The following is a 14,394-nucleotide window of genomic DNA, read 5'->3' as shown; positions in this document are numbered from 1 at the left end:
GGTTTGCTCGACGGGCAGCTCGGGTCGGCGATTCGCGCGACGCTGACGACCGCCGTCGTCGCCGCCATCGTCGCGCTGGTGCTGGGCGTGCTCGTCGCGCTGGTGGTCTCCCGTCGCCCGCGCTCTGCATCCGGGCGCTGGTGGCTCAGTGCGACCGAGAACGTCTTCATGCTGCCGCTCGGGGTGTCGGCGGTCACCGTCGGGTTTGGCTACCTGATCACGCTCAATCGTCCACCGCTCGACCTGCGCTCGTCGCTGGTGCTCATACCGATCGCGCAGGCCGTCGTCGCGCTGCCGATGGTGGTGCGCACCCTCCTGCCCACGCTGCGGGCCATCGACCCGCGCCAATTGCAAGCCGCACGGGTGTTGGGCGCGTCCCCGCTCAGGGTGCTGACGACGATCGAACTGCCCGCGCTCGGGCGAGGGCTCGGACTCGCCGTCGGGTTCGCGCTCGCCACCAGCCTGGGCGAGTTTGGTGCGACGAGCTTCCTCGTCCGCCCCGCCGAACCCACCCTGCCTGTGTTGATTTTCCGGCTGTTCAGCCGGCCAACCGGCGAAAACTACGTCATGGCGATGGCGGCGTCGGTGGTGCTGGCAGTATTGACGGCAACAGTGATGGTCGTCGCAGAGCGAGCACGGCCAAAGGAGGTTGATTCCTGGTGAGCAACGGTCTACGCGTCGAGAACGTGTCCGTGCGATACGGCGATACGCTCGCCGTTGACGACGCCTCATTCGAGGTTGGGCCCGGCCACGTGCTGGCGCTACTCGGCCCGTCGGGGTGCGGAAAGTCGTCGCTGCTGCGGGCCGTGATCGGGCTCGAGCCGCTCACCGCCGGGCGCATCGTGTGGGATGACGAAGACCTCGCCAACGTGAAGGTGCACAAGCGCAAGTTCGGTTTGGTGTTCCAAGACGGCCAGTTGTTCCCGACGATGACCATCGCGAAGAACGTCGCCTACGGCCTGAACGCCTTCGACAAGGTGGCGAGGCGCCGACGCGTAGAAGAACTGCTCGATCTCGTCGGGCTCCCCGGCTACGGCGATCGCAAACCCAACGAGCTGTCTGGTGGTCAGGCGCAGCGCGTGGCATTGGCCCGTTCCCTCGCGCCGAGCCCGCGCATGCTGCTCCTCGACGAGCCGCTCTCGGCCCTAGACACCGGCCTGCGACGCCGCCTCGCCGACGAATTGCGGCGTATCTTCACACAAACCCACACCACCGCCATCTACGTCACCCACGACCAGGAGGAGGCGTTCACCGTCGCCGACTCCGTGGCCGTGATGGACGAGGGCAAGGTGCTACAGCGTGCCGAGCCCGAAGAGCTGTGGTCCAGACCGGCCAGCAAACAGGTGGCCGGCTTCCTCGGATTCCACACATTCGTGGACGCACCGACGGCCCAGGCCCTCGGCTGGGATGGGTCCCTCGACGACGGCTACCTGCTCGGCATCGGCGCCCGCAGCCTCGGCCTCGACAACCACGGCGTCACGGTGCCCGTCGTCGACCAATCCATGACCGTCGACCACTTCGTCGTCACCGTGCAGCTCCCCGACGGGCAACGCGCCACCGTCGAGGCTCCGCAGCGCATCACCGACGAGCAGGTGCGCGTACGCCTGCGCTCCGGAGCGATCACGCCGGCCTGAGGGCGACCGTCGGGGCTGACTGCGCGGGGCTCGTCAACTGCGCGGGCGCCAGAGGCCCAGCAAGGCTGTCGTGACGCCGACCGTCATCAGCAGGCCACTGACGAAGTTGCTCACGCCCAGAAGGGTGGGGGATTCAATGTCGAACACCGAGAACGCGAACGACCGGATCACCACTCCGACGAGCGCGGCAACCCCACCGAAGATGACTGCGCTGCCAGGCGAGCGGCGGAACAACTCGTAGATAGCCATGCCTGCGGCGATCCCGCCGATCATCGTACACAGCGAGCTCACTGAGACAACGACGCCAACCACGCCGGGCTTCGGCGAGCCGAAGGCAGTCAGCGACGGCAACGCCAACCCGAGCAGGATGCACCCCCCGGCGATCGACGACAGCAGCGGGAGTCCTTTGGGCTGGCTCTCTTCCTGCGTGGAAGCGGGGAAGACGTAGCCAGGGGTTTGGATCGGGTCCTGTAGCAACTGAGGGTGATACATGTGCTGAGGTTACACCGAGAGTGTCTCAGCCGCTGTCCCCCAGAATCTCCCAGATGCCGTCGGCAAGCGATGCCTTGGTAGCGCAGCCGTGGCACATTCCCTGCTCACCCGGACCGAGCGTTCGGGCGCAGCGGTCGCAGTGGGTTGCCTCAATCTCGACGAGCACCCTCGCCTGACGGCCCGGTTGCCTCGGCGCCCGCCGAGCCACCCCCTCCGGGCACACGCGCACGCACTCGCCGCAGTCGACGCAGCGGTCGGGTGCCAGCGTGAGCCGGTCGCCGCTTTGGGTGAGGGCTTGCATCGGGCAGACGTGCGCGCATCCACCGCAGGCGGTGCAGCCATCCTCGACGACTACCCCCGGCAGCGCTGCTTTCTCACCGACTGCCAGCCACACCTCGCGGGCGGACGCCTTCGCGGGCAGGGCGTCCAGGGGGCTGCCCGACGGTGCAGGCGCGGGGGTGGAGGCTTTGCGGAGGTCGAACAACGACCGCCTGCTGACTGCGGGCGTCGGGCAGTGCGGTACGCAGTTGCTCCACCGTCGCCTCGCCGCCGGCCCAGAGCAGCTCCATGACCTGCGACTCCAGCGGGCCGAGCCTCGTCAAATCCCCACCCTCGTGGTTCTCCGTCGCGCTGCTTCGAGTCACGCCACTGTCCTCCTGCCCTCGCGCTTACTACGCAGCTTAGTTGGCTTCCGCGCCGTTGCCCACCCCAGAGACAACGGCGGCCCCGCACCCTCAAAGGGTGCGGGGCCGCCGTCGTGCGTGAACTCAGCCTTCCATGGGCTCCTCACCTGAAGGCGCGGCCTCGAGCTGCTCCACGTCGGCCTTCGCGACGCCCGTGAAGGTAAACGGCAGTTCAGCGCCCTCCGGGGCGACGTCGACCTGGACGATCTCGCCTGCGCCCAGCTCACCGAAGAGGATCTTCTCTGCGAGCACGTCCTCGATGTCGCGCTGGATGGCGCGACGCAGCGGACGCGCGCCGAGCACCGGATCGAAACCGCGCTTAGCGATGAGTTCCTTCGCGGCCTGCGTGAGTTCGATACCCATGTCCTTGTCGCCAAGACGCCCTTCGATCTCGGCCACCATCAGATCGACGATGCGCTCGATGTCGTTTTGCGTCAGCTGGTGGAACACGACGATCTCGTCGACACGGTTCAAGAACTCGGGGCGGAAGTGCGTCTTCAGCTCCTCAGACACCTTCGACTTCATGCGCTCGTAGCTCGACTCCTCGTCACCGACGCGGCTGAAGCCCAGTGACGCTCCGCGAGAGATGTCGCGAGAGCCGAGGTTCGTGGTCATGACGATGACGGTGTTCTTGAAGTCCACCACGCGACCCTGCGCGTCGGTGAGGCGGCCCTCGTCGAGAATCTGCAGCAGCGAGTTGAAGATGTCGGGGTGTGCCTTCTCGATCTCGTCGAAGAGCACCACCGAGAACGGCTTGCGCCGCACCTTTTCGGTGAGCTGGCCGCCCTCCTCATAGCCGACGTAGCCAGGAGGGGAACCGAACATGCGCGACGCGGTGTGCTTCTCGGAGTACTCCGACATGTCGAGCGTGATGAGCGCGTCCTCGTCACCGAACAGGAACTCGGTGAGCGCCTTGGTGAGCTCGGTCTTGCCGACGCCGGACGGGCCCGCGAAGATGAAGGAACCCGACGGGCGCTTAGGATCCTTCAACCCGGCGCGGGTGCGTCGGATGGAGCGCGAGAGCGCCTTCACGGCATCATCCTGGCCGATGTAGCGTTTGCCAATCTCCTCTTCCATGCGCAGCAGACGCTGCGATTCTTCCTCGGTGAGCTTGAACACCGGAATGCCCGTGGTACCAGACAGCACGACGGCGATCTCTTCCTCGCCGACCACCGCGGGGATGTCGGAATCGCCCTGCTTCCAGGCTTCTTCCTTCTCCGCGCGTTGTGAGCGAAGCTTCTGCTCCTCGTCGCGCAAACGCGCGGCCTTCTCGAAATCTTGCGCGTCGATCGCGGCATCCTTCTCTACCTTGTTCTTCGCCAAGGCCTCATCGAACTCTCGAAGATCCGGGGGCGCCGTCATGCGCTGGATGCGCAACCGAGCGCCGGCCTCGTCGATCAGGTCGATGGCCTTGTCGGGAAGGAAGCGATCTTGAATGTAGCGGTCAGCGAGTGTGGCCGCAGCCGTGAGCGCCTCGTCGGTGATGGTGATGCGGTGGTGCGCCTCGTAGCGATCGCGAAGGCCCTTGAGGATATCGATGGTGAGCGCCACCGACGGTTCCGCCACCTGGATGGGCTGGAAACGGCGTTCCAACGCGGCGTCCTTCTCGATGTGCTTGCGGTACTCGTCGAGCGTAGTAGCACCGATGGTCTGCAGCTCGCCCCTGGCGAGCATGGGCTTCAAAATAGATGCCGCATCAATGGCACCCTCCGCCGCTCCAGCACCGACGAGCGTGTGGATCTCGTCGATAAACAGCATGATGTCGCCGCGGGTCTTGATTTCTTTCAGCACCTTCTTCAGGCGCTCCTCAAAATCACCTCGATAGCGCGATCCTGCGACGAGTGCCCCCAGATCGAGGGTGTAGATCTGCTTATCACGCAGCGTCTCAGGCACGTCGCCGCGCACAATCGCCTGGCTCAGCCCTTCCACCACTGCGGTTTTACCGACGCCCGGCTCACCGATCAATACAGGGTTATTCTTCGTGCGCCGACTGAGGACCGTCATGACGCGCTCAATTTCGTGCGTGCGGCCAATCACCGGGTCGAGCTGGTTATCTCGAGCGGCCTGCGTGAGATTTCGGCCAAACTGGTCGAGAATCTGCGAACTCGATTTTTCGGGCCCGGCTTCGGGAGCACCCGCCATCGACGCTTCACGCCCCTGGTAGCCCGACAGCAGCTGCAGCACGGTGGTGCGAACACGGTTGAGATCTGCGCCCAACTTAATCAGCACGGATGCTGCCACGCCCTCACCTTCGCGGATCAAGCCGAGCAGCATGTGCTCCGTGCCGATGTAGTTGTGATTCATCTGTAGCGCTTCGCGCAGCGAGAGCTCCAGCACTTTCTTGGCCCTCGGCGTGAATGGCACATGCCCCGTCGGGGGTTGTTGCCCAACGCCAATGATTTCTTCGACCTGCTCGCGAACCTGTTCCAATGAGATTCCCAAGGATTCCAAGGCCTTGGCCGCGACGCCTTCGCCCTCGTGGATGAGCCCCAGCAGGATGTGCTCCGTGCCGATGTAGCTGTGGTTCAGCAGCTTCGCCTCATCTTGAGCGAGCACGATCACGCGCCTGGCGCGATCAGTAAAGCGTTCGAACATCCGTCCCTCCATGTTGAGTGCACCCCAGCTTACCCATGGATGCACTGAACCTGGATTCTCTCATCGCGAACACAGCCCCAAGCGGGCCGTCAGCGGTCAATTCGCCGCGAGATAGGCCTCCATGACGTCGACAGGGATACGCCCGCGCGACGACACCTGCAGGCCGTTCGCGGCCGCCCAGGCACGCACTTCGCCAGGAGCCACCTTCGCACCGCCTGCCGAGGCAGTCTTGCGACCGCGACGCCGGGGCGTCGAGACCTTGCGACCGTGCTCAATGTAGGGAGCCAGTGCCTTCTCGAACTTCGCGCTATTGTCGTCGTTGAGATCAATCTCGTACTGCACACCGTCGAATGCGAATTGGACAGTAGCCGTTGCCACGCCTCCGTCGATGTCGTCGACGAGAGTTACTTCAACCTTACGAGCCATTGTCATCCTTTCAGAATGGAAAAATTCAACCCCTAGGGTACACGAGCTCAATTCCAGAAAGGGGCGTTGTGATGCGTCGCCAACGCTTTTGCATCGGAGCAATGTCGCTGCCGGGGCATGCACATATTTCTCTCGGCTATCGTCACCCTTCAAACGCGGGTTTCATCGCTGTCGAAGCTGATGTTATAGACGGTCTGTGGCGCAACGTCACGATCCAGCCTGGCTACGGTCATCGGGGTGCAGAGAAGCTCTTCGAAGTACGCGATTGGCGAGCGGGAATCATGTTGGCCGACCGCCACGACTGGCTCTCAGCGTTCTCCGGCGAGCTCTGCGCAACACTCGCCATCGAGCAAGCCATGCGGCTGGCCGCACCATCTCGCGCCACCTGGCTGCGCACGCTCCTCGCCGAAACCGCCCGAATCCACAGCCATCTCTCATTTCTATCCGTACTCCTCGACGGTGACCCCGCCGCGCAACTGTGGGCCACCGTGGATGCGATACGCGACGCTGTGCTCACCTGGTCAGGCAACCGCATCCACCCCATGCTGAACCGTGTGGGCGGGCTCGCAGCGGACATACCCGACGGCTGGAAGCTCCCTCTCGACGAAGTGCTTCGCATCGCAGACCTCTGCGAGCAGGCACTCGATATCACCGAGTGCTACCAAGGCCTCGCGATACTCGACGCGGGCACCTGCCAGGCCTATGGGCTTTCGGGCCCCGTCGGGCGCGCCGCCGGCCTCGAACTCGACCGCCGGGCACGCGGCTACCTCGCCTACACCGACATCTTCCAGCCCGCACCCATGCGCACGGCCGGCGACGGCCACGCCCGCCTCGCGGTGCTCGTCGACGAGCTGCGCACCTCAGCCGCCATGGCGGATGCGCTGCTCGCGGGGGTGGCTGATCACCCAGGCGAGGTGGCAGTGCGGCTCGCGCGGCGCCTCAAAGTTCCTGAGGGTGAACACTGGACCGAGATCGAAGCCCCGTGGGGTATCGCCGGGAGCCTGCTCGTATCGCGCGGCGGCGCAACGCCTTGGCGGCTAGCGCTGCGCACGCCCTCGTTCGCCAATCTCTCTGCGCTCGGGCAGGCGCTGGAAGCAACCCCAGAAACGCAGATCGCCGACGCTGTGGCCACCGTGGGCTATAGCGTCGGCGATACCGACAAGTAATTCGCTGCTCAGGCGTGCTTGCGGAGGTCTTCGTCCAGAACCTCGTCGAGGTGAAGCTTCGCGAGATCGATGATCGTCGGATGCTCGTCGCCATCCCAGATGTCGTCAACCTGCGGGTAGAGCGAGGCGTCGCGGAGCTCGACGATGGAACTCTCCTGCTCGGCTTCGTCGCGCTCCGCTTCGAGTTCGGCAATGCGGGCGGTGAGCTCTTCGATGCGCGCCTGACGCTCGGCCACCTCAGCACGCAGCCACGCCGCGTTGCCGCGCATGGAGCTCAGCTCCTTCTTCGCAGCCCCAAGCTGGGAACGCAGCTTCGCGATGATGGCGTTGAGGTTCTCAGCGCGTGCGTTGAAGCGATCGATCATCGCCACTGAATCGGCGTGATGCTTGTCGGAAAGCGCCATCCGAATTTCAATTTCGCGACGCAGCGCCTCGCTGTGCTCCTCGCGAATGCGCTTGACTTCTAGGAAGGACACGTAGAGGGCAATCATTGCCATCACAATGGCAACCACAACACCTGCGCGCACTACCCAGATATTGCCGAGCATGGACGCTACTGCTGCGAGCGTGCCAATACCGAGGATGAGCAGCGCGGTGTTTCGTTCGTTCTTTGACGATGCGAAATGACGACCAGACATGGCTGCATGCTAACTGTTACAACTCTATTATGCGACGGTTGCGTCGGCGTGGTGCGCATCTTTTTCGTCCGGGGGTTGTTGGATGCGCAAGCGGTGTTCGATCATGGAGCCTGCCACCGCCAATAAGACGCTCGCAGCGAGCGTGCCGCCCCCGTGTATCACACGCTGCAGCGGTGTTTCCGCCTCGATAGCAGACACGAATTTCATCACGTACACCGTGTTGGCTCCGGCCAGCGCCGCGCCGCTTAGCACCATCGCCTTCCCCGTGATGAGGGCCACCATGGCTTCCCGCGAACCGAGCTTGCGCTCCTCCAAGCGCTTCGGGATGCACAGCGCGTAGATGATGCCGGCGACGCTCACCACCCCCAGCGCCACTGGCACCGTCCATGGCACCACGGGTGGGTAAGTGGACAGGCGATCGTAGATCGCCAGCCCACCCCACATCAGCACCGCGCCCGCAAGGACGGCGACGACCGCCTGCCGCGGGGTGGTGAGGGTGACCTTACTCAAAAGCCCGTTGCCGCCGAGATGACAATGTCGTCTCGGCGGGTGACGCCGTCGGTATCCAAATCCTCGACGAGATCAGCGATGGGGCCGTAGCCCTCAAGCTCACCCTCGGGGTCGACATCGAGCCACGGCACCAGCACAAACGCGCGCTCATGAGCGTAGGGGTGAGGCAGTTCGATGGCGTCTTCCGAGACGCGCTTGCCCACCATGACGATGTCGATATCGAGTGTGCGAGGGCCGCCCGGGATGGAGCGCTCGCGCCCGAAGTTCTCCTCAATCGCGTGCGCACGGTCGAGAATGGTGAGCGGCTCCAGCGTCGACTCGGCGATCACCACCATGTTCAGGAAATTCGGCTGGTCTTGCACCTCGCCCCACGGCTTTGTTTCATATACCGGGGACACCTCGACGAGCATGAGGTCAGGGGTGTCGGCGAGGAAATCAACGGCCTCTTGGAGGATTTCTGCGGAATCTCCCTGGTTCGAGCCGAGGCTGAACACGACCTTCGAGATCGGACGCAAGTTGCCGAGGGTGTCGACATCAAGATCAAACGGTGCGTTACTCATGTGTGTCTGCTCCTAGTGATGGTGACCGCCACGTCGGTGAACGGCGGCCGAAGCGGGGCGCTCGGCTTGTGCACAGTAACACTCACCGACGAGGCGAGTGGCTGGCTATCCAGGATGGCCTGGGCAATCGCCTGAGCCAGCGTCTCGATCAGCTGGTGGGGGCCGGACTCGACGGTGGCTACCACCAAGTCGGCAACCTCCGAGTAGTCGATCGTTGACGCGAGATCGTCGTCGCTCGGCCAGGATGCCACGGTCATCACCACGTCAACGACGAAGTCTTGCCCATTGGTTCGCTCCTCGGGAAAGACTCCGTGGAAGCCTCGGGCACGCACCCCCGTCAGTGTGATGGTGTCGATGGTTCCTCACCTTGCTCGTTGGTCACTGTGACGTTTTGATACTACCCGAGCGGGCGAAGCTCGGCTGCGTCAGGGCGGAGGTGGCTCCCGACGATGATCGCATCACGTTGCATGGACACCTCGTGCGTACGCACTGCCCAGATGCCGTGCGCCGCGCACCAGGTGGTTACCGCGGCGGTGGCGACGTCGCGATCCTGCGCTTCAGCGAGAAAGCGTTTGCGGGAGGCGCCGATGAGGACGCGATGCCCGGTTGCCTGCCACGCGTCGAGATCGCGAAGGATCTGCCAGTTGTCGTCGCTGGACTTCGCGAACCCGAGCCCCGGATCGAGGATGATGCGCGAGGCAGGGATTCCCACAGCGACGGCGGCGTCGCGGCGCGCGAGTGTCTCGGTGAGCACCTCCGCGCACACATCGGTGTAGTTGGCGAGGGAATTCATGACGTCAGAATGTCCGCGCCAGTGTTGCAGGATGTAGGAGGCGTCGGAGCCGGCCACCGTCGCGAACATGTCGGGGTCGGCGAGTCCGCCGGAGACATCGTTGACGATGGCGGCACCGGCATCGATCACCGCGCGGGCCGTCGTGGCGCGCATGGTGTCAACCGAGACGGTCACGCCCGCTGCGGCTAGACGTTCCACGACCGGCAACACCCGTCGCAGTTCCTCATCGGCGTCGACGCGTGCCGCGCCTGGGCGGGTGGATTCGCCGCCCACGTCGATGATGCTCGCACCCTGGCCGACGAGCTCCCGGGCGTGCTCGCACGCGACGTCCACATCGGCCCAGCGGCCGCCGTCGGAGAAGGAGTCCGGTGTGACGTTGAGCACACCCATGATGCGGGTTGGCATGCTCATCGCCCCAGGATGAGGCTCATCGCCTCTGCCCGGGTGGCGCTGTCGCGCAGGGCTCCGCGCACCGCGCTCGTCACCGTTTTGGAGCCTGGTTTGCGCACACCCCTGAGCGTCATGCAGGAGTGTTCCGCTTCCACCACGACGATCACCCCACGCGCCTGCAGTTGCTCCACCATGGCCTCAGCGATCTGAGTGGTGAGTCGCTCCTGCACCTGCGGGCGGCGGGCGTACACGTCGACGAGGCGCGCAATCTTGGACAGCCCCGCCACCTGGCCGCCCTTTTGGGGGATGTAGCCCACGTGCGCCACGCCCGTGAACGGCAGGAGATGATGTTCGCAGCAGCTCGCCACCTCGATGTCCTTCACGAGCACCAGTTCCTCGTGGGACACGTCGAAGGTGGTGCCGATCACTTCGGCCGGGTCTTGACTGAGGCCGGCGAACAGCTCCGCGTATGAACGCGCGACCCGCTGCGGGGTGTCGCGCAAACCGTCGCGGTCAGGGTCGTCGCCGATGGCGAGCAGGATCTCGCGCACCGCGGCTTCGATGCGCGGCTGGTCGACGCTCACTCGGGCCTCGGGGGCTGTGGGGGCTGCCAATCAGACGGCGGGCGCCACCCAGGGGTGTCACCCGGAGGAATGCCGCCCGGCTGCGGCGGGGTTGGCGGTTCCGCACCCGGCTGCGGCGCAGCCGGCGGAGCCCAGTCCGGGGGGCCGAGTGGCGGCTTGGGTGCTGAGGCGCCGTCGGAACGCTCGGGGTCGGCGGGGGTTTCCGGCGGCGTCACCGGCGGGATCGACGAGGGCACGCGGTTGGGTGAGCCCGTCCAGGCCGGGCGCTTGTCGCGTCGGCGCAGCGGCTCGAAGATCTTCGCCACTTCCGCCTTCCCCAAGGTTTCCTTCTCGAAGAGCTGGCGGACGAGCTCATCGAGCACGTCGCGGTTTTCTTCCAGCACGTCGTAGGCTTCCTGATGCGCGGCGTGAATGAGCTTGGCCACTTCTTCGTCGACGATGCCGGCCAGCTCGTCGGAATACTCCTTGCTGGAGTCTGTGCCCTTCATGCCCATGAACGGCTCGGAATCACCGCCGCCAATCTTCACCGCGCCGATGCGCTCGCTCATGCCGTATTGGGTGACCATGGCGCGGGCCACCTTCGTCGCCTTCTGGATGTCATTGCTCGCCCCGGTAGTCGGGTCGTGGAACACCATCTCTTCTGCCGCACGCCCGCCCATCATGTAGGCCATCTGGTCGAGCAGCTCGCCGCGCGTCTGCGAGTATTTGTCCTGGTCAGGCAGCACCATCGTGTACCCGAGGGCACGCCCACGCGGCAGGATCGTCACCTTCTGCACCGGGTCGTTGCCGGGCATAGCAGCCGCCACGAGCGCATGCCCACCCTCGTGGTAGGCGGTGATGAGCCGCTCGTGCTCGTCCATGAGACGCGTCTTCTTCTGCGGGCCGGCAATCACGCGGTCGATGGCCTCGTCGAGTTCCTTCTGCCCGATCATGTCGTAGCCCAAGCGGGCCGCCAAGAGCGCACCTTCGTTCAGGACGTTCGCGAGATCGGCGCCCGAGAAACCAGGCGTGCGCCGCGCGATGGAAGCGAGATCAACGTTCGATGCGAGCGGCTTCCCTTTCGCATGCACGTGGAGGATGGCCTCGCGCCCGGCAGCGTCGGGAGCCTCGACGGAGATCTGGCGATCGAAACGTCCGGGACGCAGCAGCGCCGGGTCAAGCACGTCGGGGCGGTTCGTCGCCGCGATGAGGATGATGCCGCCGCGCGAATCGAACCCGTCCATCTCGACGAGCAGCTGGTTCAGCGTCTGCTCGCGCTCGTCGTGACCGCCACCCATGCCTGCGCCGCGATGCCTGCCGACGGCGTCGATCTCGTCGATGAAGATGATGGCGGGCGCGTTGTCCTTGGCCTGCGAGAAGAGGTCGCGCACGCGGGATGCACCCACACCGACGAACATCTCGACGAAGTCGGAGCCCGAAATGGAAAAGAATGGCACCCCGGCTTCACCCGCAACAGCACGGGCAAGCAGCGTCTTACCGGTGCCGGGCGGGCCGTAGAGCAACACGCCCTTGGGGATCTTCGCGCCCAGCTCGGCAAACTTGTCAGGCTTCTCGAGGAACTCCTTGATCTCGACGAGTTCCTCCACCGCCTCGTCAGCGCCTGCCACGTCGGCGAACGTGGTCTGCGGGGTGTCTTTGCTCGCGAGTTTGGCGCGCGACTTCCCAAACGACATCGGCCCGCCCGCGCCGCCTTGGCTCATGGAACGGTAGATGAAGAACATCACGCCGATGAGCAGCAGGAACGGTAGGAACGAGAACAAGAAGGTGGAAAACAGCCCCGGCTTCGGGTTTTCCCCGTTCCAGCGTTCAAGCGTGCCCTTCTCTCGACGCTCGTTGAGGAGTTTCACGATGTCGGCGGCCTGCTGCTCACCCACCCAGGTGCTCCTCGTGCGCTTGCCATCTTTGTCGACAATCTGGATCTGTTGTTCACCGTCGACGAGGACCACTTCGCGCAGCTTCTCGTCGCCCTCGAGCACCTTGATTGCCTGGCTCGTGGGCATGGTTTCGAAGCCGGTGAAGGAACTAAACAGCTGCCACCCGAGCATGAGCACAATGACAATGATGAGGATCCACGCCACCGGGGACTTGAAGAATTTCTGCAACGGGCCACCACTCACTGAAGACGAAAAACAGCAAGCCGAAGCCTACCAGCGCGCGCCAAAGATGTATCACTCGAAGCTACGGCGGGGTCCAGCTGCTCCCCTAACCCAATATTCACAGGCGTTTGCCAAAACCGACCTCATCGGCCGCTGCGCCGAAACGCGTGTGGATATTGGGTTAGGTACCGGTTGGTCAGCTGTAGATCTCAGGCTTGAGTGTGCCGACGTCGCGCAGGTTGCGGTACTTCTCAGCGAAGTCCAGGCCGAAGCCGACGACGAACTCGTTGGGGATGTCGAAGCCGACGTACTTCACGGGCACGTCAATCTGCGCGGCGTCGGGCTTACGGAACATCGTCATGATCTCGATGCTCGCCGGGCCGCGCGAGGCAAGGTAGTTGATGAGATAGCTGAGCGTGAGGCCGGTGTCGATGATGTCCTCCACAACGATGACGTGTCGGCCCTCGAGATCCTGTGAGAGGTCTTTCAGAATGCGCACCACGCCGCTCGACTGGGTGCCCGAGCCGTAGGAGGAGACGGCCATCCAGTCCATCTGGACGTGGCTCTTCATGGCGCGCTGCAAGTCTGACATCACCATCACCGCGCCGTTCAGCACTCCAACCAGGAGGATGTCTTTCCCCTCGTAGTCAGCATCGATTTGGGCGGCTAGCTCCGCGATGCGCTCAGCGATCTGGTCGGAGGTGTAGAGCACGCGCTCGAGGTCTTCAGCAATATCGGCAGCATCCACGTTTCCTCACCCTACCAATCTGAGCTCGTTCCCGGCACGCTGCACACTGCCTCCCGGAATATCAATGGGGCCCTGCCCCCGCCACGTCGTGACGAGCGCGTCAACGGCCAGCACGTGCAGCATCGCTGGCTGCGCACCCTGCGCTTCGAGCCACGCCTTCAGAAGTCGCCACCTGAGCGCGTCAGGGAGCTCGCGGATGTCGTCGACGATCAACGCCGGCGTCGTCGGGGGGTCGACGAGCGCGTCGAGGGCGTCGGCGTCGGCTCTGGCCAGCAACGCCGTCCGCGAGAGGTTGGGCGCGAGATCCCTCCCGACAGCATCCTCCAGCCCAGCGAGTGCGCGGCGCACGCGCACCCGCATGAATGCGGGGTCGTCGTTCATCGGGTCGTGCCACGGGGTGATACCCCACTCGGTGCAGGCCTGCAGGGTCGTGGCGCGCCTAAGGCCGAGCAGCGGGCGCAGGAACGGGCCGCGTCGGGCGGGCATCCCGGCGACGGCGCGCGTTCCGGACCCGCGCACGAGGCCCAGGAACACCTGTTCGGCCTGGTCATCGAGGGTGTGCCCGAGCAGCACCGGGCGCCCGAAGGCCTCCAGCGCGGCGTAGCGGGCGTCGCGGGCTGCTGCTTCGAGGCCGTCGGCGCCGGGTTCGACGGTGACCCTCACCGTGCGCGCTTCGACGGCGTGGCGGGCCAGCTGCTGCTCCACTTGGCGGGCGACCTCGCCGGAGTCTGGTTGTAGCTGGTGGTCGACGACGACGGCGAGCGGCGCTCCCCCGCCGCGTCGCGCCGCCCACGCGGCGCCCAGCGCGAGCGCCAGGGAGTCGGCACCCCCGGAGCACGCCACGACGACGTCACTACCCGGCCACATGGAGGCGACGGCGCGCGCCACCTCCAGCGACGCCGGGCCGAGTTCGCGCCTAGCCATGCACCCTCCGATTCCACAGCGCAGGGTTCGCGAGCTCCTCGCGCGTCGGCAGATTCTCTGGGACGGCGAAGGCGGCGTCGAGCGGATTCGACTGGCTGGTGGTTTCGTCGGCGTGCATCTGCTGCACCTTGAGACAAAACTGGCGCCCTTGCGCG

17 protein-coding genes are annotated in these 14,394 nt (G+C 65.1%); 3 read left to right on the top strand and 14 right to left on the bottom strand.

Annotated elements, in window-relative coordinates:
• Together Q0X61_RS10515 and Q0X61_RS10510 are read left to right on the top strand one after the other, a co-directional pair.
• A partial coding sequence (locus tag Q0X61_RS10515) for an iron ABC transporter permease (protein ID WP_297742483.1) occupies positions 1–663 on the top strand: 663 nt, incomplete at its 5' end.
• Positions 660–1,634, top strand: coding sequence for an ABC transporter ATP-binding protein (locus Q0X61_RS10510; RefSeq protein ID WP_297742482.1), 975 nt, complete (start codon positions 660–662; stop codon positions 1,632–1,634). The genes Q0X61_RS10515 and Q0X61_RS10510, both read left to right, overlap by 4 nt.
• Positions 1,635–1,667: 33 nt before the next feature.
• On the opposite strand, the gene Q0X61_RS10505 is transcribed toward Q0X61_RS10510, so the two are convergent.
• The 5 genes from Q0X61_RS10505 to Q0X61_RS10485 form a co-directional block, all read right to left on the bottom strand.
• A complete protein-coding gene (locus Q0X61_RS10505) occupies positions 1,668–2,126 on the bottom strand; it encodes a hypothetical protein (protein ID WP_297742481.1) in 459 nt (152 codons plus the stop codon).
• Between the two features lie 25 nt (positions 2,127–2,151).
• The gene (locus tag Q0X61_RS10500) at positions 2,152–2,520 is read right to left on the bottom strand and encodes a 4Fe-4S dicluster domain-containing protein (protein WP_297742480.1); all 369 of its coding nucleotides are present in this window, start codon (positions 2,518–2,520) and stop codon (positions 2,152–2,154) included.
• Positions 2,501–2,770, bottom strand: a complete 270-nt coding sequence (locus tag Q0X61_RS10495; protein ID WP_297742479.1) for a BlaI/MecI/CopY family transcriptional regulator — start codon at positions 2,768–2,770, stop codon at positions 2,501–2,503. The genes Q0X61_RS10500 and Q0X61_RS10495 overlap by 20 nt, the downstream gene beginning before the upstream one ends.
• 123 nt (positions 2,771–2,893) lie before the next feature.
• Positions 2,894–5,404 carry an ATP-dependent Clp protease ATP-binding subunit gene (locus tag Q0X61_RS10490; RefSeq protein WP_297742478.1) on the bottom strand — a complete coding sequence of 837 codons (2,511 nt, stop codon included), beginning with the start codon at positions 5,402–5,404 and terminating at the stop codon, positions 2,894–2,896.
• 96 nt (positions 5,405–5,500) lie between these two features.
• Positions 5,501–5,830 (bottom strand): Lsr2 family protein, encoded by a 330-nt coding sequence (locus Q0X61_RS10485; RefSeq protein WP_297742477.1) that lies wholly within the window; start codon positions 5,828–5,830, stop codon positions 5,501–5,503.
• A gap of 71 nt (positions 5,831–5,901) precedes the next feature.
• Here Q0X61_RS10485 and Q0X61_RS10480 point away from each other — a divergent pair, with 71 nt between their 5' ends.
• Positions 5,902–6,996: an NADH-quinone oxidoreductase subunit D gene (locus tag Q0X61_RS10480; protein WP_297742476.1), complete on the top strand. Its 1,095-nt coding sequence runs from the start codon at positions 5,902–5,904 to the stop codon at positions 6,994–6,996.
• 8 nt (positions 6,997–7,004) lie between these two features.
• Here Q0X61_RS10480 and Q0X61_RS10475 read toward each other — a convergent pair whose 3' ends face one another.
• The 9 genes from Q0X61_RS10475 to tilS form a co-directional block, all read right to left on the bottom strand.
• Positions 7,005–7,634 carry a hypothetical protein gene (locus Q0X61_RS10475; protein ID WP_297742475.1) on the bottom strand — a complete coding sequence of 210 codons (630 nt, stop codon included), beginning with the start codon at positions 7,632–7,634 and terminating at the stop codon, positions 7,005–7,007.
• A 27-nt stretch (positions 7,635–7,661) separates the two neighbouring features.
• Positions 7,662–8,144: a DUF3180 family protein gene (locus Q0X61_RS10470; RefSeq protein ID WP_297742474.1), complete on the bottom strand. Its 483-nt coding sequence runs from the start codon at positions 8,142–8,144 to the stop codon at positions 7,662–7,664.
• On the bottom strand, positions 8,141–8,704 hold the full coding sequence (folK, locus tag Q0X61_RS10465; RefSeq protein WP_297742473.1) for a 2-amino-4-hydroxy-6-hydroxymethyldihydropteridine diphosphokinase: 564 nt from the start codon (positions 8,702–8,704) through the stop codon (positions 8,141–8,143). The genes Q0X61_RS10470 and folK overlap by 4 nt, the downstream gene beginning before the upstream one ends.
• Positions 8,701–9,051 carry a dihydroneopterin aldolase gene (folB, locus tag Q0X61_RS10460; protein ID WP_297742484.1) on the bottom strand — a complete coding sequence of 117 codons (351 nt, stop codon included), beginning with the start codon at positions 9,049–9,051 and terminating at the stop codon, positions 8,701–8,703. Before folB ends, folK begins: the two co-directional genes overlap by 4 nt.
• Positions 9,052–9,101: 50 nt before the next feature.
• On the bottom strand, positions 9,102–9,908 hold the full coding sequence (gene folP / locus Q0X61_RS10455; RefSeq protein ID WP_297742472.1) for a dihydropteroate synthase: 807 nt from the start codon (positions 9,906–9,908) through the stop codon (positions 9,102–9,104).
• On the bottom strand, positions 9,905–10,471 hold the full coding sequence (folE, locus tag Q0X61_RS10450) for a GTP cyclohydrolase I FolE (protein ID WP_297742471.1): 567 nt from the start codon (positions 10,469–10,471) through the stop codon (positions 9,905–9,907). The genes folP and folE overlap by 4 nt, the downstream gene beginning before the upstream one ends.
• Positions 10,468–12,573, bottom strand: coding sequence for an ATP-dependent zinc metalloprotease FtsH (gene ftsH / locus Q0X61_RS10445; RefSeq protein WP_297742470.1), 2,106 nt, complete (start codon positions 12,571–12,573; stop codon positions 10,468–10,470). Before ftsH ends, folE begins: the two co-directional genes overlap by 4 nt.
• A gap of 190 nt (positions 12,574–12,763) precedes the next feature.
• Positions 12,764–13,315 carry a hypoxanthine phosphoribosyltransferase gene (hpt, locus tag Q0X61_RS10440; protein WP_297742469.1) on the bottom strand — a complete coding sequence of 184 codons (552 nt, stop codon included), beginning with the start codon at positions 13,313–13,315 and terminating at the stop codon, positions 12,764–12,766.
• Between the two features lie 6 nt (positions 13,316–13,321).
• Positions 13,322–14,239 (bottom strand): tRNA lysidine(34) synthetase TilS, encoded by a 918-nt coding sequence (tilS, locus tag Q0X61_RS10435; protein ID WP_297742468.1) that lies wholly within the window; start codon positions 14,237–14,239, stop codon positions 13,322–13,324.
• Positions 14,240–14,394: the final 155 nt, after the last annotated feature.

This window comes from uncultured Tessaracoccus sp., from assembly GCF_947255005.1.
Classification (GTDB): Bacteria; Actinomycetota; Actinomycetes; order Propionibacteriales; family Propionibacteriaceae; genus Arachnia.
The sequence above is the reverse complement of the archived record's forward strand: the minus strand, read 5'-3'. Positions and strand labels throughout refer to the sequence as shown.

Coding starts and splice junctions, on each gene's coding strand:
- Q0X61_RS10505 (WP_297742481.1), bottom strand. CDS start 2,126: ATGTATCACCCTCAGTTGCTACAGGACCCGATCCAAACCCCTGGCTAC.
- Q0X61_RS10490 (WP_297742478.1), bottom strand. CDS start 5,404: ATGTTCGAACGCTTTACTGATCGCGCCAGGCGCGTGATCGTGCTCGCT.
- Q0X61_RS10485 (WP_297742477.1), bottom strand. CDS start 5,830: ATGGCTCGTAAGGTTGAAGTAACTCTCGTCGACGACATCGACGGAGGC.
- Q0X61_RS10480 (WP_297742476.1), top strand. CDS start 5,902: ATGCGTCGCCAACGCTTTTGCATCGGAGCAATGTCGCTGCCGGGGCAT.
- Q0X61_RS10475 (WP_297742475.1), bottom strand. CDS start 7,634: ATGTCTGGTCGTCATTTCGCATCGTCAAAGAACGAACGAAACACCGCG.
- folK (WP_297742473.1), bottom strand. CDS start 8,704: ATGAGTAACGCACCGTTTGATCTTGATGTCGACACCCTCGGCAACTTG.
- folP (WP_297742472.1), bottom strand. CDS start 9,908: ATGAGCATGCCAACCCGCATCATGGGTGTGCTCAACGTCACACCGGAC.
- tilS (WP_297742468.1), bottom strand. CDS start 14,239: ATGGCTAGGCGCGAACTCGGCCCGGCGTCGCTGGAGGTGGCGCGCGCC.